This window comes from Acidithiobacillus concretivorus, assembly GCF_018853445.1.
In the GTDB taxonomy this organism is placed as follows: Bacteria; Pseudomonadota; Gammaproteobacteria; order Acidithiobacillales; family Acidithiobacillaceae; genus Acidithiobacillus; species Acidithiobacillus concretivorus.
In genome coordinates, this window is sequence record NZ_JABELD010000073.1 from 1 (window position 1) to 20082 (window position 20082).

Sequence of the window (20082 nt, forward strand, 5' to 3'; positions counted from 1 at the left end):
CCAGCGCAGGGCCCCATGCGGCTCTTTTAAAACTGTGGGGAGTGGCAAAAAGGGTTTGAGGCGTTCCTGCACAGCCACAGCACCCGCCCCTGGTCCACCACCTCCATGGGGGGTGGCAAAGGTTTTGTGCAAATTTAAATGCATCACATCAAAACCCATCTGACCAGGCTGAACCCGGCCGAGAATGGCATTGAGATTGGCACCATCATAATAAAGCAGCCCCCCGGCGGCATGCACATGGCGGGCAATTTCGGCAATACGTCTTTCAAAAACCCCCAAAGTCGAGGGGTTGGTGAGCATAATTCCAGCCACATCCGGACCCAGGTGAGCATCCAAAGCGGCCATATCCAGATCACCATCGGGCAGGTTGGGAATTTCGATAACCTCAAAACCGGCCATTTGCGCACTGGCTGGATTGGTGCCGTGGGCCGCCGTAGGAATCAGCATCTTGTTGCGCCCAGTATCGCCCCGCGCCAGATGATAAGCGCGAATCATGGCCACGCCAGCCAGTTCGCCCTGGGCTCCTGCCGCCGGTGTCAGACTCACCGCAGCCATACCCGTTGCCGCTGCCAGCCATTCCTGCAACTCCCAGAGAACCTGCAGCAAACCCTGCATGGCGGGGGCCGGAGTACCGGGATGCAGTCGGGCAAAACCGGGTAATGAAGCCATGGCATGGGCAATACGCGGATTATATTTCATAGTACAAGATCCCAGCGGGTAAAACTGGGTATCAATCGCAAAATTTTTCTGCGACAAGCGGGTGTAATGCCGCAACACATCCAGTTCGGAAGCATTAGGCAAATTCAGCGGCGTCTTGCGAAGTAGTTCTCCGGGAATATCAGCGGGCAATTTGGGTGCCGGCAAATGATGATCGTGGGCAAAAATGCTGTCATTCACGGTTTCTGTCACTGCTGGATTCATTGGGCCTCCAGAACGCTTTTCAGCGCATCCCGATAAGACAATAGATCGGCTTCTTCCAGTAATTCCGTAGTACACACCAGCAAATCACCAGATTCACCCATTTCCCATTCACGCAAAGGAATACCCGCGAGCAACCCATGGCCCAACAGTGCGTCACGAACAGCCGTTGCCGACATCGGCAAGCGCAATACCCATTCATGGAAAAAAGCACCCGCATAGGGAAAACTCACCCCCGGCAGTGCGGCCAATAGCTCTCGAAGTTGCTGGGAGCGGATGTGGCAGCAGCTAGCGGTTTCCTGAAGACCATGGCTTCCAAGCGTCGCCATATGAATGGTAGCAGCCGTGACCATTAAGCCCTGATTGGTGCAGATATTACTGGTAGCCTTACCCCGCCGGATATGCTGTTCACGAGCCTGCAGCGTCAGACAATACCCTGTACGACCCTGCGCATCGACGGTTTTGGCGACCAGACGACCCGGCAATTGCCGGACATGGGCTTTGCGGCAGGCAAGAAAGCCAAAGTATGGCCCCCCTCCCGTCAGCGGAATCCCCATCGGTTGGCCCTCACCCACAGCCATATCAGCACCCTTTCCGCCCCAGTCGCCGGGAGCCTTCAACATGGCCAGAGCCAGCGGATTGACTACCGCAATGGTTAACAATCCTTGGGCATGTGCCCAGTCCGTCAGCGTGTCCACCGATTCCAGCAAGCCAAAAGCGTTAATCTGGGGAATAATCAGAGCCGCCGCATCGCTCGCATCGCCGGGAATCTGCAAGGTACCGCTGTCGGGATCGTAAGACACGGCTTGCAGACGAATATTCTGCATGCCTAGCACCGTATCCAGCACGCTGCGCCAGCTGGGCAGAAGATTCTCCGGCACCAGGATGCTTTTTTCGCTTCCTTGAATGCGTAGAGCCATCAGACAGGCTTCGGCCAAACCGGAGGCGCCGTCGTACAAGGAGGCATTACTGACTTCCAGACCAGTCAGGCGGGTGATAAAACTTTGGTATTCATAAAGTACCTGCAAGGTACCCTGACTGGCTTCCGGCTGATAAGGGGTGTAAGCAGAGTAAAATTCGCCCCGAGCGGCAATTTCCCAGACAATGGCAGGAATATGATGTGCATAGGCACCTCCGCCAGCAAAGCACAATAACGGCGTGTTAGCCAGGGCCCGGCCTTCGAGCTCCCGACGCAAAGCCATCTCGGACAAGCCTTCCGGCAGTACCATATCATGGACCTGCAGACTGGACGGAATTTCATCAAAAAGCGCATCCAGACTATTCACACCTACGGCAGCCAACATCGCCGCCGTTTCTTCCGCATCATGGGGAATATAGGGCATTTCCGCTTACGCCTCCGCAATGTTTGCGTATGCGGCTGCATCCATCAGCCCTGCGTAGGCAGAAGACTCGGCGGCAACCACCATCATCCAGCCCTGCGCGTAGGGATCCTCATTCAGCAGTTGCGGACTGTCATTCAGTGCCTCATTACGCTCCAGAACCTTGCCATCAATGGGCGCATACAAATCCGCAGCCGCCTTGACCGACTCCAGGACACCGCAAACCGTTCCGGCCTGGAGATCCTTTCCGACTTCAGGAACTTCTGCATAAACCAGATCGCCCAGCAATGCTTGAGCATGATCGGTAATGCCTACCCGGTAACGTCCATTACCCAGGTCTTCGACCCACTCGTGAGTGCTGCTATAACGTAATGATTGCGGAATTTTGCTCATGCCTTCAACACTCCTCAGCAAAGGTAAAAGTTGCGGTGCCCTGACGCCAGAACGGCGGTTTGACCACCAAGGCCGGTTTGCGGGCACCACGAATGACTAATTGTAAAATGCTTCCTGCCGCTACGGGGGCATTGACTCTGGCCAGCGCAATACCACATTGCAGACTCGGAGAAAAAATACCACTGGTGACCACACCGCAAGGCGTCCCCGCAGCGTCTTCCAGCACATAACCGTGTCGGGGAATACCCGCAGACAGAGCGATTCCTACCAGGCGTGGACCATCGCCACGAGTGAGTTCTGCTTCGAGTGCGCTTCGACCCATAAAAACGCGATCGGAATCGCGCAAATCCACGGTCCAGCCAAGATTGCTGGCATAGGGAGAAACCGAGGTGTCCATATCCTGACCGTACAAGTCCAGGCCCGCTTCCAGGCGCAAGCTATCCCGCGCAGCCAGTCCCGCTGGAGCAATATCTGCTGCCAACAAACGCCCGGCCAGTTCCGGTAAGAGGGTATTTGCCGCTATGATTTCTACGCCATCTTCGCCGGTATAACCCGTCCGGCCAATAAAAAATCCATCCTGTTTCAGCGCAGTAAAAGGCTTTAGCGACTCCAGGGCGGGCATTTGCAGCAAATCGGCCACCCGCGCCCGGGCCTTCGGTCCTTGAACAGCAACAATACCCAGATCAGGACGTTTGCTTAGCTTCACCTGCCAGGCATGCTGGTCGATGAGCTTTTGAAAATGGGCAGTATCTGCCTCTGCACCCGAAGCATTCAGGACTATCCGATAAGTATCGCCTCCCCGATAATACACAATCAGATCATCAATAATGCCGCCATCCATCTGCAACATGGTGCTGTACAGGGCTTTACCCGGATGGGCATCGAGCCTGGCCACGTCATTGGCCAGGGCATGACGGAGCAGGCTGCGGGCATCCCTGCCCTCAATATCCAAAGGGCGCATGTGGGAAACATCAAAAAAACCGGCCAGTTCACGCACTGCCTTATGTTCGGCGAGCTGCGAGGCATATTGCAGGGGCATTTGCCATCCGGCAAAATCCACCATGCGCGCCCCATGCGCCAGATGCCAGTCATATAGCGCCGTCTGTTTTGTCATTGCCTGAAAACCTTTTGCTTAATCGCGGAAATTATTAAATTGCAGGGGTAAGCCAAAATCTTCAGAACGCAGGGCAGCAATGGCGGCTTGCAGCTCATCGCGGCTTTTACCCGACACCCGTAACTGGTCGCCCTGAATACTGCCCTGAGCCTTGAACTTACCATCTTTGAGATGTTTAATCATGCGCTTGGACACTTCCGTTTCCAGCCCGACTTTTAAGGTAAGTACCTGACGTTCCATGCCGCCTGCAGCAGCCGCTGTTTTCCCGACATCGAGGGCCTTCAGATCCACCCCGCGCTTTACCAACCGGGCTGAATATAAATCGATCATCTGCCCCAGTTTGTATTCATCTTCGGCCAGCAAAATGATTTCTTTATCTTTTCGTTCAATAGACGCCTTACTGCCCTTAAAATCATAGCGGGTAGAAATTTCTTTTTGCGTAGTGTGCAGGGCGTTATCCACCTCCTGCATATCCACTTCAGAAACCACATCAAAACTTGGCATAACCTGTTTCCTTAATTTTTCTGCCGTTGGGCAGGTTTTAACTGGAGTGAAGCCGTTGATCCGGATGGGCTGAAGGTACTGAATGACTGTGCCCCTCCCGACTCCCGGCCCGACAACCCGGGCAATCTGTTACCCAGCGGGATCCTTGCGGGGTGATTTCTTTTTTCCAGAAAGGCGCAGAGGTCTTGAGAACATCTATTAAAAAACGACAAGCATCAAAAGCTGCAGCCCGATGCCGGGACCAGACCGCCACCAGCACAATATTATCCTGAGGCTGCAACAAACCGTAACGATGAATAATGAGGCTATCGATAATATCGTAAGCTTTTGCGGCCTGCATACTGACGCGTTCCAGCTCCTTTTCCGTCATACCCGGATAATGCTCAATTTCCATGGATAAAATGTCGCTGGCGTCGCTGTAATCCCGAACCGTACCCACAAAAGTCACCAATGCCCCTACGCCACTTACCGCAGCCATTTCGGTACATGCGGCTGACGCATCAAAATCTTCTTTCTGAACTTTAACTATCATCCATCAACCTCCGGTTACCGGAGGAAAAAAAGCCACCTCATCTTCATCTTTAACCATCGCCGTAAAGGAAACATGCTGCTGATTGAGTGAAGCTAGCAAATGGGCGTCATGCAATTCCGTCCCGGCCTGCCCCTCAACCATGGTCAGCACCTCTTCTACTGTAAATCCACCAGGCGGACAGGCCAGCCGCATTTCGGCCGAACCGACACGCTCCCGCACACTGGCAAAAAACTTCACATGAATCATCTACGGAATCCATTTTCAGGAAGATTGCAGATGATAACGCCCCCAAGCCCTGAGCTTCAACCAGAAGCCACAGTAAACCTGCGTGAAGCACTTTGGGCCTGGATACATCTGGTATATAGTCGCTGCATGGGAAACTTCTTCAGTCACTACCTCACTTTTCTCGCCGAAACGGCCACCATAGTGGTCGCCATCCTAATTGTCGCCGGAGGCATTGCTGCCATCGCCCTCAGCAAACGCAAGCCCGCAACTGCAGGGCAGGTCCAGGTTACGGATTTACGCCAGCAAATTGAACAAGCTGCTGACCGCATCGAAGTGTTCCGCTTCGACAAAAAACGCCGCAAAGCGCATCAAAAAAACCTCAAGAAAGTGCATAAAGCCCGAAAAGACGAAAAATGCACATATCTGCTGGACTTCAAGGGTGACATTCGGGCTTCGGCGGTAAGTGCTTTGCGCGAGGAAATTACCGCGATCATTCAGGTTGCCCAGCCCGATGATTCAGTGCTCATCCGCCTAGAAAGCGGCGGCGGCATGGTCAATACGTATGGTTTGGCAGCCGCCCAGCTTTTGCGCCTGCGTGCCGCCAAAATTCATAGCACGGTATTGGTGGATGCTATCGCTGCCAGCGGTGGATACATGATGGCCGTGACTGCAGATCGGATTGTGGCCAGCCCATTTGCGCTGCTCGGTTCTATTGGGGTTGTTGCACAAATTCCCAATTTTCACCGCTGGTTACAAGAGCGCAACATTGATTTCGAGCAGTTTACCGCTGGTAAATACAAGCGAACCGTTACCCTTTTCGGAGAAAATACTGAAAGTGGTCGTGCCAAACTGCGTGAAGAGCTGGAAGAGACCCATGCCCAGTTCCGTGACTTCGTAGAGCAGTTTCGTCCCCAGCTTGATCTGGAAAAAGTGGCCACCGGTGAGGCCTGGCTGGGTAATAAGGCGCTGCAACTGGGATTGGTTGACCAACTGGCCACCAGTGACGAGATCATTGTTGAGGCAGCCCAAAAAGGTAAGTTACTGCTTCTGAGTTACCATCGACCCAAAAGCCTGCCGCAAAAACTCGGGCTAGCTGCGCAGCAAAGTTGGGATAAACTCTGGTTTCGCTGACGTTCGGCACATCAGCAATTAATAAATTACCAATTTAACACAATACCTTGTCATCTTCCCTTGTTGTCCTATTTAACTATATACTTTATAAATTTATAGCGGACACCCTAGTGCCCAACCCGATAAAAAATGTTACGGCCATTGAGCGTGACCGCAGCACGCTTTTTTCCGCCATGCTCCAAGCCTTGAGTGCGGTTCCCGCTGATGCAGGAGCATACGGATTTCTGAATGCGCTTTGCCAGAGCATTCTCGACAACAACAGCGCCTTAAAATGGGCATGGTACGCCTTTCAGGTGCCTGGTAGGCCACTAAAACCCTACCATGAACTGGGCATCCAGCATCATCCAGACATTTCCGAAAACCCTCAGGATCCCTGCTATCAGGTTCTGAGCAGCAATACAGCAATGACGTATTCCCTGGACAATCCCGATTGTCCAGAATGGCTACGGCCTCTGCGCAAACAGCTCTCTGAGATTATCCTGGTCCCCTTCGGTATTGAGGGGCAAAAAGCGCTGGGTGTTGTGGGCAGCAATGCGCCGGGTTACTTTGAGCACGTCGGTACCGAGTTTTTTTCTGCCTTTGCCTATATGGGCGACATGATCATGAGCCTGCAACAACATGCGCGCCGTGATCCTCTGACGGGTCTGTATAATCGCATGGAGCTGGATGATCGTCTGGAACAGGCGCTACGTATGGCTGATCAGCATCAGCGGCTGCTGGCAGTGGCGATGATTGATCTCGATAATTTTAAGGAAATCAATGAACAGATGGGGCGACTGACGGGGGACCAGATTCTGATTGAATTCAGCCAACGTATTCAAAAAGATTTGCGAAGCCAGGACATGATCTTCCGGATGGGTGGTGATGAATTTGTATTGCTGATTGAAAATCTCGAGCGCTGGAGTGATCTCGAAGTGGTCATGGAACGCATACGGATGACTTTGGATCGTGCCTTTACGGTCAACCATGCGGAGCGGCGGATTCAAGCCAGCATTGGCGTAACCGTCTATCCCCTGGACGACGACAAGCCTCGGGATATTATTCATCATGCCGATCTGGCCCTGCATCAGGCCAAAAGACATAAAACTGCGCAGTTCTATACGCTCTATGACCCCTCGTCCATTTATGACCCCAATACGCCGCAGCTCATCGCTCGTCAACAACGTTTTCGGGCACTGCTTGCTGAGCATGTGGTTACGCTCTACCAGCCCATTATCCATACTCCGAGTGGTCGCATCCATGAACTGGAAGCCCTCGCTCGCCTGGAGGAAAACGGCAAGCTGTTGGAAACCGGCGAGTTTTTACCCTGGTTGAGTGCAGAAGATCGTCGCAAACTCAGTTGTACGGTTTTGGAACAAGCCGCCCGACAATGGCAGTTGTGGCAGGATAGCGGCCAAAGTGTTTGCATCGCGGTCAATTTCGAGCCTCAGGACCTGCTGCTTGAAGAAGTCATTCAGTCTATTGAAAATACCCTGCTGCGCTTTCAGATGCCTGCCGGACAATTGATTGTTGAAGTGCTGGAAGGAGACGAATTTCTGGATTACGCCTCAGCCAAAGCACAACTCGGCCGCCTTAAAGAATTGGGCGTACGCATTGCTCTCGACGATCTGGGCACGGCTTACGCCAGCCTGCTGCGTCTCAGGGATTACCCATTTGACGCCGTCAAACTGGACCAGGCGTTCAGCCGTCACCTGGAAAAGCGCCCAAGAGATCTGCATTTTCTGGCGAGCATGTTGGAAATGGCCAATGGACTGGGAGTAGAACTCATTGTCGAAGGCATTGAAAACGCGGAAGTGTTATCTGCCGTAACCGCTCTGGGAATTCGTCAGGTACAGGGTTATGCCATCAGTCGACCCGTTTCTGCCGGCGAAATCAGTCAGCGCTTCCTGGGACAACAAATTTCAATGCAGTCGTCCAGCCCCAGTTTATTGGTCAGCTTTGCCCGTTTTCTGGTACTTGCCAAGGGCTTACGTGCCGTACTACAAAGTATGCCGCAAAGCATTAACGTCCAGTTGACCTGTGATAATTTGTCCTGCCCTCTTTATCCGCTCATGGATACCATCCCTCGTCTGCGTGAGCAACGTGAACAATTACAGCAGGTCATTGCCGATATCGTCAGCAATCATTTATCCAGCGAATACCGCATGGAAATTTATGATCACTTAACGGCAGGCATCCTCACCGAGATGGCAGCATTTATCACGGCCAAGCCTTGAAATCATTTGCTAAAATTCAATTACCCGCGCGCGCTCTGCCTTTGTCTCTGCGGCAGATTTTTTTACTGAATGCCGGGCTTTTTGTCGGGCACGGGCTGCTGACTATTTTTGCGGCACTGATTTTCAGCCATTCCCTGGCGGGCCGCTTCTGGCCCATCTGGCCGGCGGCGGGAATTACTGCCTACGGGCTGCTGGTTTGGGGACCACGAGTCATACCGGGACTACTATTTGCAGCATTACTGGGCGGGCACTTTTTTATCGACCTCCGCTGGGGAATCAACATCTGGCTTGCCGGCAGCGAGATCATGGGTGCCTGGCTGGGCAGCCTGCTTTTACGTCGATTCTGTCCAGGTTGGGCAGGATTACAAACAGTCCGTCACAGTATCGCCTATTTATTACTTTTTGCAGGAATCCCCGCCCTATTTACTGCCAGCCTGACGGGAGCTGGTGGCTGGTTATTCACGAAAGCCACCGGGAATATTCCCCATCTGATTTTGTTTTGGACAATGGCCAACGCGGCGGCCATCATCAATATAAGTACGTTATTTCTACTTTTTTTCCATGGGCAACCTGCGCAAAAAACGTTTCTGGACAAGCGTTTTCTCTTGTTGGGAACAGGCACCTTAGGGGCTATTATCCTGCTTTTTTTTCAGACCTACCCATCAGGAAATCTGGCCGTAGGGGCTGTATTTTTGCTCATATTGCCCTTTCTCTGGATGCTGGCCAATTATCCTGCACGTCTTGTCTATCCTTTGGCTGCCGCAGGGTTTCTGCTCGCGCTGGTAGGAACCAGCATGGGTTATGGACCATACGAGCACAGCCATAATTTGTATCCCGAAACCATGGCGCAAATGGTCGGTATTCTACTGGAATCCATCGGCTTAATAGCTGCTGCCATGATGTATGAACGTAATCATGCCGCTACCGCACTGGAAACCGCCAATCTTGAACTGGAACAACGTGTATTCGCCCGGTCTCAGGATTTACAAATACGCAATCGTGAGTTGCAGGTAAGGGATGCTTTTTTGCAATCCGTCACTGAAGTCAACCGACTGTTTGCTGCCATCGACCCGCTCGAATTATCGCTTATTCTCGTCCGCTTTTGTGAGATTCTGGTTACCAGAATGCATTTGGCGGCAGCCTGGATAGGCGAAGTTGACGAACACAGCGGTCTGATAAACATCCCTGCCAAAGCCGGTGAATTGGCCATTCCACTCAGTAAGTTACAACTATTCTGCTGGGCCACAGCAGAACATACCCAGTCGCCTTCCGGTCGTGCCATTACCGAAAATCGCACACTCCTGTTTGGTGCCCGTGATCCTCTATTTGAGCCCTGGCAGGATCTCATCAAAACACACCGCATGGGCGGCAGCATTTATACGCCTTTTGTCTGGCCTGATGGCCGGCGTGGCGTCATTGCCTTGTATCGTTTTGATGATAGCGTCTTTCCCAACGCCATTATTGAGTTGCTGGAACGTCTCAGTGACGACCTCACCGCCTTTTTGCGACAAAGAAAAGTCGCACAGCAACTGGATGATGCGCGAATTTTACAAAAAACCATGCTCATCAGTGGTGATATTGCCCTGCAGGCGCGAGAAGCCCCGCCGATGCTGCAGCAAATATGTGAAGAACTCATTCAGAGTGGACTGTTCAATGCAGCATTTATTATTCGTCCTGATGAAAATGGCGTTTTTCAGGCACTTGCCCTGGCGGGTCATCATGTCGAGTGGATCTTGCAGCGGCGCTGGACCATCCATCCTGATGAGATTCCCGACGGCCAATCTCTGACATCGCAAGCTTGGCGCAACCAGGAAAAGCTGATTGTTCAGGATTATCTGCGTGCCCTTGGCCCCGAAACTGACTGGTACGCCGAAGCCAGCCACAATCAATGGCGATCCGTAGCAACTTTTCCCGTCTATCATCGCCAGGGATGCTGGGCCATGCTCAATGTCATTGGACCCCGTCCCGATCTGTTCAACCAGGAAATAACGGAAGTATTACAGCAAATTGCCCTGCTGGTAGGCCATGCGCTGGATGAAATTTATCTGAAAAGTGAATTATTGGAAGAACGCCAGCGGCAAAGTCATCTGGCTCGTCATGATGCGCTGACCGGACTGGCCAATCGTCGGGGTTTCACTGAATTTCTGCATCCCGCCATGGCCAGAGCGCGTCGCAATAACCGTCTGCTGGCAGTAGCCATGCTGGACCTGGATGACTTTAAGCCGGTTAATGATCAATATGGTCATGCAACGGGCGACTTATTACTGCAGGAAGTTGCGGCCCGACTGAGTCAGGCTCTGCGCCAAAGTGATCTTCTTGCCAGACTCGGAGGTGATGAATTTGTCCTGGTTTGGGACAACTTACAAAATCGTGACCAAATCCCGCCTATCCTGACAAAAATAGAAAGAACATTGGCAGAACCTTACTTTTTGGGTGGATTACCAGGCATTCATGTCGGCATTAGCGCTGGAATCACTTTTTATCCGCAGGCTGAAAATGACCCAAGTGATGCGGATCTCCTGCTTCGTCAGGCAGATCATGCGCTCTACCAGGCCAAACAGAACAAGTCCCGGCGTGATCAGTTCTGGTCCATATTTGCCGAAGCGCAAAACAATGAACATATACGCATTCAAACGCTCCTGCATGAAGGACAAATGGTTCTTCAGTATCAGCCCGTGCTCGATTTGCGTCAGGAACGCATTGTGGGGGTCGAAGCTTTGGCTCGTCTCAACAACAAAGCGGAGGCCATCTCTCCAGGAGATTTTCTGCCTTACCTTGAGCCAGAAGACCAATGGCGGCTGACTGAACTGGTGCTCAATCAAATTGCCGGAGACTGGCAAACCTGGAAAGAAGCTGGCATTGATCTTTGGATATCATTGAATATTCTGCCAGGATCCCTGATCAGTGCCGTTACCTTGGAACGCTTGCAGAATCTTCTGGATGGCTGTGCTATCCCTCCCCAGAGCCTGATTTTGGAAATCCTGGAAAGTGAAGAACTCCGATCGCTGGAATTCAGTGCAGAATCCATCCGCAGCTTACAAAAACAGGGTTATCGCATTGGCTTGGATGATGTAGGAGCGGGATATGCCTCTTTACTTTATCTCAAGGAATTACCTGTCGATGAAATCAAAATTGATCAGGCCTTCGTGCGTAATCTGGGAGAAAACCCCAATGATTTGCACTTTCTCCGAGCCATACTGGATATAGGCATATCGCAAAATGTGGAAATCATCGTCGAGGGAGTAGAAAATCAGAGCATATTGAACGTGTTGCGATTGATGCAGGCACCCATGCTGCAAGGTTATGCCGTGGCCCGTCCCATGTGGGCCAGTGAGTTGCCAGCATGGTTGATAAATAACAATCAGGCAATGAACGCAAATCATGCAATAAAATTTGATCTTCTCCAGTTATATGCTGAAGTTATTGACTACCAGAAAACCATTACCAACTTGTTAACCAGCAATCCAAACTGGTTTTTACAGCTTTCTCCATGGTCAAGTTGCCACTGCCCGGTTCAACAGAGGCTGAAGCAACTCAGCGCCATGGACCTCAATAATCTTGAAAAAGCCCATCATGATTATCATGCTATCCTCGAAGGTCTGGTACCAACCCTTGAAAGAGGATCCACTGTGGATATTTACCCCTTGCAGCGTCAGGGCGAGGCGGTTCTGCAGCAAATCACTCTGGCTATGCACTTACAAACCCAAAACTGAACAAATAGCGGTACACCTTGTCATAAGCGTCATAGAAACTCATCGGCTATTTTTCTGCTAAAATGAACGGATGAAGCATTCACAGAAGCCAAATTACCGGGCTTTCTCAAAGAGATATCCATAAAATATGTCACTGGATACTACTCTGATTGGGGTTCCCGATGCCGCCCTGGACCCACCTCATGGGGTGGAAGTCTGTCCGGATTGCGGGCTGATTCAGCGTTTGCCGCCTCTACAAGGTCGCGGCAAGCTCGCCTGTCCGCGCTGTGGTCATATTATGGAGCGCACTTCCGGTCGCAGCATTAATGCGGCCATGGCCATGACCTTATCGGCCCTGTTCCTACTGATACCAGCCAATTTTCTACCACTGCTGTCCGTTAATATATTTGGCGTACATCATCAAAGTGTACTTGCATCGGGCATTTGGGGAGTGGCTGCCCAGGGCTGGCCCTTGGTAGCGATCATTCTGGCTCTGGAATTGCTCATCCTCCCCTTTTTACGCTTCAGCACTCTGGCCGTGGTATTACTCCAACTGGATACCGGGCACTACCCCAGCTGGCTGGGCAGAATGTTTCGCTGGTCTGAATGGCTGGACCAATGGGCCATGCTGGATGTTTTTCTGATTGGTTTTGGCATCGGCTATGAACGGGTCGCGCCTTTTCTACCCATTGAAGTGGGTACCGGAGGCTGGTGTGTGGTAGGGCTGGCGTTTCTCAGCATGGTCACGCGAGCGACCCTGGAAAGACGGGAAATATGGCGGCGCATTGGTCCCAATGTAGAATCTCTGGATCTGGACAAGGAATATATAGGGTGTGGTCATTGCGGGATGCCAGTTGCCGCCCATCAGGAAGGACAAGCCTGCCCACGCTGTGCGGCAAAAGTCTGGCGATATAAACCACAATCGACCGTGCGTACCCTAGCCTTTGCTTTGGCGGGTTTTTTTTGTTATCCCTTCGCCTATCTTTATCCTATGGAATATAACTATCAAATAGGGAAAATGGAGGGCTATACGATTATGACCGGAGTCATGAAACTCATTGATGCACGTTTTTTTCTGTTTGCCGCCATTATTTTCATTGCCAGTATTGTAATTCCTTTTTTGAAGCTTTTTTCTTTAAGCTGGTTTTTTATCTCCGTGCACTTCCACTCTGTCAAGCGACTAAAATTAAAAACAGAAATCTATCGCCTGATAAAAACCATTGGCCGCTGGTCACATGTGGATGTATTTACCGTTACCGTCTTTCTGCCCTTGATGCACTTATCCGGATTACTGGCTGTTTATGTGGGAGACGCACTTCCCGCCTTTCTCGCAGTAGTCGTCTTGACCATGATTGCGACAGAAATCTTTGATCCCCGCGCACTCTGGGCCGCTTATCTAATGGAACCACATGAATAATCCTTTACCAAGCGCAAAAATACGTCGCTCCCGCTGGCCCGGTCTGATCTGGGCCGTGCCTGTTGCGGCCCTCGCCATTGTCGCCTGGCTGGCCTTACGCACCTATATGGACCAGGGCCCGAATGTGACCGTGCAGTTTGCGACCGAAGGCGGTATTAAAGCCGATCATACTGTAGTCAAATATCGTGGTGTCACAGTTGGTCACGTCACCGCTGTCAAGCTGTCGAAATCCCTCGGCGAAATTTCTGTTTCCATTCGTTTTGACAATTACATGGCGCATCATCTGGGCAAAGGTACACGCTACTGGATTGCCGGTGAAAAAGTCAGCTTTTCCAATTTAAGTTCTCTGAAATCTATCATCGCCGGCCCCTATATCGGCATTGATCCGCATAGTGGCCCCACTATCCATCATGTCATCGGACTGAATGAAGAACCTGTTCTGAAAAGTGAATCCAAAGGTATCACTCTCATCTTACACGCTCCGGAAAAAGGCAATATTTCACGTGGTGCGCCCATTTTATTTAGAGGCGAGCAGGTCGGCGAAATACGCGGCGAAAAATTGCAAAAAAATGGTAATGGCTTCGACATTTACGCTTTTATTCCGGAAAATAATCTGCATTTGGTTAATACCCATAGTCGTTTCTGGAGTTCGGGTAATATCGCTGTCAGCCTCTTTGGAGAACACCCTGGCGTTCATATACCCGCCATTCCTGCTTTATTGAGCGGTGCCATTAGCTTTTCAACGCCAAAATCTGGCAATACTTTGAATAATAATGATCAGTTTCCCCTTTATGCTAATGCAACTGCGGCTGAAAATGCGCCTCTGGAAAATGCTGTGGCCTATCAAATGCAGATGTCTGGTGGTCCCCAGGGATTGAAGTCCGGTGCTGCCGTCATGCTGGAAGGAGCCCGTGTGGGTAGTGTTACGGCTGTGCATATGTTTTTTGATACCCGGCAGCAAGCACTCTTGACGGACATCGACATTCAGATCAATCCCGAGGCGATTCCCCTTCGTCATGGACAGACATGGGATATGACTCATCCTGCTGCACAAATGAATGGTATCCTCCGCCACCTGATTGCTCAGGGTTTACGGGCACAGTTGGGGAGTACTGTCCCGATGCTGGGTTCCAAGGTCATTGATCTCAGCCTCGTTCCAGGTGCAAAAGCGGCGCGTTTGTTGCCAGGTCAACCGCCCATCATTCCCATGGTCCATGAAGCAGGCATTCAGAGCAGTATTCACCAGTTGAATGGCATACTGACAAAAATCCATGCTCTTCCTCTCCAGAAAATTGCTGCCAATCTGGATCAACTCAGCCAGAATCTGGCGACCTTGAGCAACTCTTCACAAACGCGCGAGACCTTGCAACATGTGCAGCAGACCATGGCCCATCTGGATGCGTTGACACGCACGGCCAACCAGCAATTACCGGCTATCCTGAAATCTCTGAAAGGGGCCAGCCACGAGGCGCATGCCGCCCTGCAGGCAGGTAATGCTCTGCTTCATAGTCAGGGAAGTGCCGCCAATGCGCCAGAATCCACGACCCTCCCACGCGCTTTGTATGAATTATCACGAACCGCCCAGTCATTGCGGGAATTGACCGATTATTTGAACAGTCACCCCAATGCCCTGATTTTTGGAAAAAGACCATGACATTGCACCGAAAACTCCTCTTGTTGGGAATGGTGGCGGCACTCGCTGGCTGCACTTCCGTACCCACTCAGTATCTGACCCTATCCTCCCAAACTCCTGTTCCTGCCAAACAAGCCTTGCAGGGCCGAGGACTGCCCATAGTCGTTACGCATGTGCAGATGCCCGCAGATATTGACCGTCTTTACCTGACTACGCTTCAGGGTAAACATCGCATAGACGTTGCCGGACATGTTCGCTGGGCGGCACCTCTGGGCGGTATGGCACAAAAAGTCCTGGCCCAGGATCTAGCGAGCGAATTACCGGATAAAACCGTGCTCATGCCCGGGGATCCCATACCAAATGGCCCTTATCTTCTGGTCAAAATCAACGTCCAGAGTTTCATCCCCAGTCATGATGGCCAGGTCTTTTTGCATGCCGACTGGTTTATCAGCCGCATGCCCGACGGGCATCTTCAATCCCAGGGACGCAGTCATTTTTATCAGGGCAATATCCCTTCCAGCCCCACCGCGCAAGCTGCTGCCATGAGCCAGTTACTGGAAAGGCTCTCCCGGGAATTGGCGCATCATTTGTGATGAACATCCACAAAAACGGTCATACTTATATCCCGCATACATATTTATATCCCCTGAAGCTCATTGAAGCACTGCTTCTCCAGGAAAAAAACTGGCTGAATGCCATACCCAGACTACGGGCTATTATTTTACTGGCCCTGACTCAAGGACTCGCCAGTCTCAATCTGGCCGCTCTGGGTACGGTAGCGCCAGCATTAGAAAGCAGCATGCATATCGGCAATGTTGATTATGGCCTGCTGTCTACCGCTTCCATACTCACTGGTGCAGCAGCAGCTCTGCCCGTGGGTATTCTTGGTGACCGTCAAAGCCGTGTTCCCTTACTCATAAAACTGATCGTCTTATGGGCAATAGCCATGCTCCTGAGTGGGATCAGTCCCGGTTATAACTGGTTTCTGCTGACGCAAATGCTGGCTGGAGCCGCCGGAGTTTCTGTTGGTCCTGTCATTGCCTCCCTTTCAGGGGACTTATTTCCGCCCTCATGGCGTGGGCGAGCATTTGGGTTGATTGTCGGCGGGGAATTATTGGGAGCAGGTATCGGCATGATTCTGGCTGGCACCGTCAACACCCTCAGCAACTGGCGCACGGTATTTTTTGTACTGGCCATTATGGCGATTCTGCTTGCCTATTTATTATGGAAAGGCATGAGCGAACCTCAACGCAACAATATGGAGAAACTCGCTTTAGAACTGACCCAAAAAAATTCTACCCAGCAAGACCACGCCCAAGTAACCACTCAAAAGAACCGGCGCTATTTGCTCGACGATATTCGCAAAAAATCCATTCAACCGGTCAGCAAAAGGATATTGCAGGAAGACCCCACCCACTGGCATTGGTTTCGGGCTGCAAAAACCATTCTTAGTATTCCCAGTAATGTGATATTGATTTCCGCATCCTCTGCCGGGTATTTTTATTTTACCGGACTGCTGGCTTTCGGCATTCTCTATCTGACTCAACGCTTCCATATTAATACGATGGCAGCCAGCAGCCTTTTTGTCGGTGTGGGTTTAGGTGGCATTGGCGGAGTGATAGCCAGCGGTTGGATAGCCGACTGGTTATTACGCAAAGGGTTGATTACTGCAAGAGTATGGGTTACTGGAATAGCCTTTCTGCTCACCATTCCTTTTTTTCTGTTGGCTCTGAATACCAACAACCAGGTTCTAGAATTTATCTGGTTGTTTGGAGGGTCTGCCGCATTGGGAGCCACCAATCCGACGCTGGATGCTGCGCGACTGGATATTATGCACTCACGGCTCTGGGGCCGTGCAGAAGGCATTCGAATTTCCTTGCGGTATATTCTGGAAGCCGCTGCACCCTTTGTCTTTGGTTGGGTATCCACCTACTTTTCAGAAAGCCACTGCCAACTCCAACATTGTGGAAATGGTTATGGCCTGAGCATCAGCTTTGGAATTTTCACCGTGTTGCTATTGGTAGCCACTATTCTCATGCTTTCAGCCGTTTTCACCTACCCACGCGATGTGGCAACCGCGCTGTTTTCTCAACAGGCACGGAAAATACCGGAAAACTCCTGAGGCCCGCTGCTACCAGACATCCAGCAATATTCAGGAAGACTCTTTGCGTGAACGCCGGGGACGACGCGATTTACTACCCGTGGCCTGCCCTTCTGGCACGGCTCGTTCAAAGTCAATTTTCCGATCATCCAGGTTGACATTCATCACCCGGACTTCAATGGCATCACCCAGCTGGAATGTTTCCTTGCTGCGATCACCAATAATACGGTAATGCTGCGCATCAAAATGGAAATAATCTTCACCCAGGGTGCTGATATGAATCAGACCTTCCACATAGACCTCGCGCAAGGCAACAAACAAGCCAAAACCGGTCACGCCGGTAATAATACCGGTAAATGTTTCGCCGATTTTATCCATCATGAACTCACATTTGAGCCAGTTTACCGCTTCACGACTGGCTTCATCTGCGCGGCGTTCGGTCATGGAACAATGCTGCCCCAATTCCTGCAGTTCTTTTTTAGCCAACCAGCGTGGTTCCTGAGTACCTGCATCCAGCAAAGCCTGTATGCCGCGATGAACCACCAGATCGGGATAGCGGCGAATAGGTGAAGTAAAATGGGTATAAGCCGGAAAAGCCAAACCAAAGTGCATTCCGGTATCCACCGTATAAAACGCTTGCGACAGGCTCCGTAAAATCACGGTCTGAATCAGACTGGAATCACTACGGTCCCGGGTTTCTTCAATGATCTTCGCCAGATCGGCGCTACGCGGACGCTCCGGCAAGCGCAGGGGTACGCCAAGCTCTCCCAGAAAACGACGCAAATCCTCCAGCTTGTCTGCGGAAGGCTCTGGATGCACCCGGTACAACATGGGCAGGTCATGAATCCGGAAATACTGAGCAGCACACACATTGGCCGCGAGCATGCATTCTTCAATAATGCGATGTGCTACGTTACGGGTAACAGCGACAATTTTTTCAATGCGTAACTGGTCATTGTAGATAATGCGCGTTTCCTGGGAATCGAACTCAATGGTCCCTCTTCGCTCCCTGGCCCCGGCAAAACTTTGATACAGGCGGTGTAACGCCTCCAGATGCGGCACCATAGCTGCATCCTGAGTACGCAACGCCTCATCCCCATCAAGAATGGCGGCCACTTCCTCGTAGGTAAAGCGGCGCTGGGAGCGCATGACGCCCCGGGCAAAGCGAAAACGCTGCACTTCACCAGCCGTATTCATCTCCATTTCGCAAAGCATACAAAGACGATCCACGTGCGGATTCAGGGAGCACAAACCGTTGGACAGGATTTCCGGCAGCATGGGAATGACCCGACGCGGGAAATAGACAGAGTTACCCCGGGCAACAGCCTCTTTATCGAGAGCGGAACCCGACTGAACATAACTGGCCACATCGGCAATGGCGACAATAAGGCGAAAACCGTCGGCAATTTCTTCCGCAAAAACCGCGTCATCAAAGTCTTTGGCATCGGCCCCATCAATGGTAACCAGAGGAAGATCACGCAAATCACGGCGACCCTCTTTCATATCCTCGGGTACTACTTCGGAGAAACGGGCAGCCTCGTCCAGTACCGCCTGTGACCATTGATAAGGAAGACCGTAATTACGCACCGCAATCTCTACTTCCATACCGGGCGCCATGTGTTCGCCCAGAATTTCCACGACAACTCCCTGGGGCATATTGCGTCCATCTGGATACTGGGTAATATCCAGCGTCACGATCTGTCCATGAACCGGCGCTAGTTCGCCTCCCTCCACAACCCCGAATTCATGGGAAATCCGCCGATCTTCAGGCACCACGTAATGGCTGCCGCCATCGGCAAAATAACGCCCGACAATCTGTTTCAGGGCTCGCTCCAGAATACGGACGACCGTACCTTCAATCCGTCCACGCCGATCTTCGCCCACCGCCCGGCCAAGAATAATATCACCATGAAAAACCTTGCGCATTTCCCGGGGTGATAAAAAAAGATCTTTGCCACCGGCTTCAGGAATCAAAAAGCCAAAGCCATCGGGATGGGCGCTGACACTCCCCCGAATCAATTCCATGGCTTCGATAATGCCGTAGGCTCCGCGTCGGTTACGGACCAATTGCCCATCTCTTTCCATGGCACGCAGGCGGCGACGCAGAGCTTCCTGGTCTTCTTCATCGATTTCGAGCTCGGCAAAAAAATCTTCCAGCGTCAGGGGTTGTCCCGCTTCTTCCAGATACTGAAGAATGTATTCCCGACTGACGATAGGACGTTCATATTTTTCTTTTTCCCGCTCGAACATGGGATCACGTTCACTCAGTGCTGCGGGCTCCTGGTTTTCAGGCATTGACAACTACTCCTTAATCAAAGATCATTCCGTCCACGCCGAGGTGGCGGAATTGGTAGACGCGCTAGGTTCAGGTCCTAGTGAGCGAAAGCTTGTGCTGGTTCGAATCCAGTCCCCGGTACCAAAAGCAAAGGGCAGACTTCAGGGTCTGCCCTTTTTTATATTTCCTATTCACAATACCCCAGACAGGAGAATGGTATCCTCCCGATCAGGGCCCGTTGAAATGATGGCCAGAGGCCGCCCGGCACGCTCGGCAATAGCCTCCAGATACTGACGTGCCGTCTGGGGCAGATCTTCCCAGCGACGGACTCCGGCAGTAGATTCCTGCCAACCAGGAAAAGTCTCGTAAACCGGTTCACAGGCTGCCAGTGCTTCAGCACCGGAAGGGAGTTCATCCTGCACCACGCCCTTAACCCGATAACCTACGGCGACCCGGATTTCCGCCAGGCCATCCAGCACATCCAGCTTGGTCATGCACAAACCGGTAACCCCATTGACGCGACAAGCAGCGCGCAAGGCCACCGCATCAAACCAGCCACAACGGCGGGCCCGTCCCGTGGTCGCGCCCACT

The 20082-nt window shown here is 51.8% G+C and carries 16 protein-coding genes and 1 tRNA gene; 8 read left to right on the forward strand and 9 right to left on the reverse strand.

Annotation, left to right across the window (positions count from 1 at the left end; all coding sequences use genetic code 11):
- The 7 genes from gcvPB to HJG40_RS10035 form a co-directional block, all read right to left on the reverse strand.
- A partial coding sequence (gene gcvPB / locus HJG40_RS10005; protein WP_215864053.1) for an aminomethyl-transferring glycine dehydrogenase subunit GcvPB occupies positions 1 to 921 on the reverse strand: 921 nt, incomplete at its 3' end.
- The gene (gcvPA, locus tag HJG40_RS10010) at positions 918 to 2261 is read right to left on the reverse strand and encodes an aminomethyl-transferring glycine dehydrogenase subunit GcvPA (protein WP_215864054.1); all 1344 of its coding nucleotides are present in this window, start codon (positions 2259 to 2261) and stop codon (positions 918 to 920) included. The genes gcvPA and gcvPB, both read right to left, overlap by 4 nt.
- Positions 2262 to 2267: 6 nt before the next feature.
- Positions 2268 to 2651, reverse strand: a complete 384-nt coding sequence (gene gcvH, locus HJG40_RS10015; RefSeq protein WP_215864055.1) for a glycine cleavage system protein GcvH — start codon at positions 2649 to 2651, stop codon at positions 2268 to 2270.
- 4 nt (positions 2652 to 2655) lie between these two features.
- Entirely contained in the window at positions 2656 to 3765 is a 1110-nt protein-coding gene (gene gcvT, locus HJG40_RS10020) for a glycine cleavage system aminomethyltransferase GcvT (protein ID WP_215864056.1), read from the reverse strand.
- 18 nt (positions 3766 to 3783) lie between these two features.
- A complete protein-coding gene (locus tag HJG40_RS10025; RefSeq protein WP_215864057.1) occupies positions 3784 to 4269 on the reverse strand; it encodes a YajQ family cyclic di-GMP-binding protein in 486 nt (161 codons plus the stop codon).
- A 37-nt stretch (positions 4270 to 4306) separates the two neighbouring features.
- Entirely contained in the window at positions 4307 to 4801 is a 495-nt protein-coding gene (locus tag HJG40_RS10030) for a molybdenum cofactor biosynthesis protein MoaE (RefSeq protein ID WP_215864058.1), read from the reverse strand.
- A gap of 3 nt (positions 4802 to 4804) precedes the next feature.
- Positions 4805 to 5047, reverse strand: a complete 243-nt coding sequence (locus HJG40_RS10035) for a MoaD/ThiS family protein (RefSeq protein WP_215864059.1) — start codon at positions 5045 to 5047, stop codon at positions 4805 to 4807.
- 30 nt (positions 5048 to 5077) lie between these two features.
- On the opposite strand from HJG40_RS10035, the gene sohB reads away from it, so the two are divergent.
- The 7 genes from sohB to HJG40_RS10070 all read left to right on the forward strand — a co-directional run bounded on the left by sohB (position 5078) and on the right by HJG40_RS10070 (position 17237).
- Positions 5078 to 6157 (forward strand): protease SohB, encoded by a 1080-nt coding sequence (sohB, locus tag HJG40_RS10040; RefSeq protein WP_226857370.1) that lies wholly within the window; start codon positions 5078 to 5080, stop codon positions 6155 to 6157.
- Positions 6158 to 6267: 110 nt separating this feature from the next.
- The gene (locus HJG40_RS10045) at positions 6268 to 8373 is read left to right on the forward strand and encodes a putative bifunctional diguanylate cyclase/phosphodiesterase (RefSeq protein WP_215864060.1); all 2106 of its coding nucleotides are present in this window, start codon (positions 6268 to 6270) and stop codon (positions 8371 to 8373) included.
- Entirely contained in the window at positions 8370 to 12086 is a 3717-nt protein-coding gene (locus HJG40_RS10050; RefSeq protein WP_215864061.1) for a bifunctional diguanylate cyclase/phosphodiesterase, read from the forward strand. Before HJG40_RS10045 ends, HJG40_RS10050 begins: the two co-directional genes overlap by 4 nt.
- Before the next feature lie 127 nt (positions 12087 to 12213).
- Positions 12214 to 13482, forward strand: coding sequence for a paraquat-inducible protein A (locus HJG40_RS10055; protein WP_215864062.1), 1269 nt, complete (start codon positions 12214 to 12216; stop codon positions 13480 to 13482).
- Positions 13475 to 15136 carry a PqiB family protein gene (locus HJG40_RS10060; RefSeq protein ID WP_215864063.1) on the forward strand — a complete coding sequence of 554 codons (1662 nt, stop codon included), beginning with the start codon at positions 13475 to 13477 and terminating at the stop codon, positions 15134 to 15136. Before HJG40_RS10055 ends, HJG40_RS10060 begins: the two co-directional genes overlap by 8 nt.
- Entirely contained in the window at positions 15133 to 15708 is a 576-nt protein-coding gene (locus tag HJG40_RS10065; RefSeq protein WP_215864064.1) for a PqiC family protein, read from the forward strand. Before HJG40_RS10060 ends, HJG40_RS10065 begins: the two co-directional genes overlap by 4 nt.
- Positions 15708 to 17237 (forward strand): MFS transporter, encoded by a 1530-nt coding sequence (locus HJG40_RS10070; protein ID WP_215864068.1) that lies wholly within the window; start codon positions 15708 to 15710, stop codon positions 17235 to 17237. The genes HJG40_RS10065 and HJG40_RS10070 overlap by 1 nt, the downstream gene beginning before the upstream one ends.
- Positions 17238 to 17267: 30 nt before the next feature.
- Here the strand turns inward: HJG40_RS10070 and rnr are convergent, their stop codons facing one another.
- Positions 17268 to 19511 carry a ribonuclease R gene (rnr, locus tag HJG40_RS10075; protein WP_215864065.1) on the reverse strand — a complete coding sequence of 748 codons (2244 nt, stop codon included), beginning with the start codon at positions 19509 to 19511 and terminating at the stop codon, positions 17268 to 17270.
- 37 nt (positions 19512 to 19548) lie between these two features.
- Here rnr and HJG40_RS10080 point away from each other — a divergent pair.
- Positions 19549 to 19635, forward strand: a tRNA-Leu gene (locus tag HJG40_RS10080).
- A gap of 47 nt (positions 19636 to 19682) precedes the next feature.
- Here the strand turns inward: HJG40_RS10080 and HJG40_RS10085 are convergent.
- The coding region (locus HJG40_RS10085; protein WP_215864066.1) for an adenylosuccinate synthetase at positions 19683 to 20082 on the reverse strand (400 nt) is incomplete at its 5' end.

What these genes read in the sequence shown, in the direction of transcription:
- gcvH (WP_215864055.1), bottom strand. Translation starts at nt 2,651, where the DNA reads ATGAGCAAAATTCCGCAATCATTACGTTATAGCAGCACTCACGAGTGG.
- sohB (WP_226857370.1), top strand. Translation starts at nt 5,078, where the DNA reads ATGATAACGCCCCCAAGCCCTGAGCTTCAACCAGAAGCCACAGTAAAC.
- HJG40_RS10065 (WP_215864064.1), top strand. Translation starts at nt 15,133, where the DNA reads ATGACATTGCACCGAAAACTCCTCTTGTTGGGAATGGTGGCGGCACTC.
- HJG40_RS10060 (WP_215864063.1), top strand. Translation starts at nt 13,475, where the DNA reads ATGAATAATCCTTTACCAAGCGCAAAAATACGTCGCTCCCGCTGGCCC.
- HJG40_RS10030 (WP_215864058.1), bottom strand. Translation starts at nt 4,801, where the DNA reads ATGATAGTTAAAGTTCAGAAAGAAGATTTTGATGCGTCAGCCGCATGT.
- gcvPA (WP_215864054.1), bottom strand. Translation starts at nt 2,261, where the DNA reads ATGCCCTATATTCCCCATGATGCGGAAGAAACGGCGGCGATGTTGGCT.
- rnr (WP_215864065.1), bottom strand. Translation starts at nt 19,511, where the DNA reads ATGCCTGAAAACCAGGAGCCCGCAGCACTGAGTGAACGTGATCCCATG.
- HJG40_RS10035 (WP_215864059.1), bottom strand. Translation starts at nt 5,047, where the DNA reads ATGATTCATGTGAAGTTTTTTGCCAGTGTGCGGGAGCGTGTCGGTTCG.
- gcvT (WP_215864056.1), bottom strand. Translation starts at nt 3,765, where the DNA reads ATGACAAAACAGACGGCGCTATATGACTGGCATCTGGCGCATGGGGCG.
- HJG40_RS10055 (WP_215864062.1), top strand. Translation starts at nt 12,214, where the DNA reads ATGTCACTGGATACTACTCTGATTGGGGTTCCCGATGCCGCCCTGGAC.
- HJG40_RS10025 (WP_215864057.1), bottom strand. Translation starts at nt 4,269, where the DNA reads ATGCCAAGTTTTGATGTGGTTTCTGAAGTGGATATGCAGGAGGTGGAT.
- HJG40_RS10070 (WP_215864068.1), top strand. Translation starts at nt 15,708, where the DNA reads ATGAACATCCACAAAAACGGTCATACTTATATCCCGCATACATATTTA.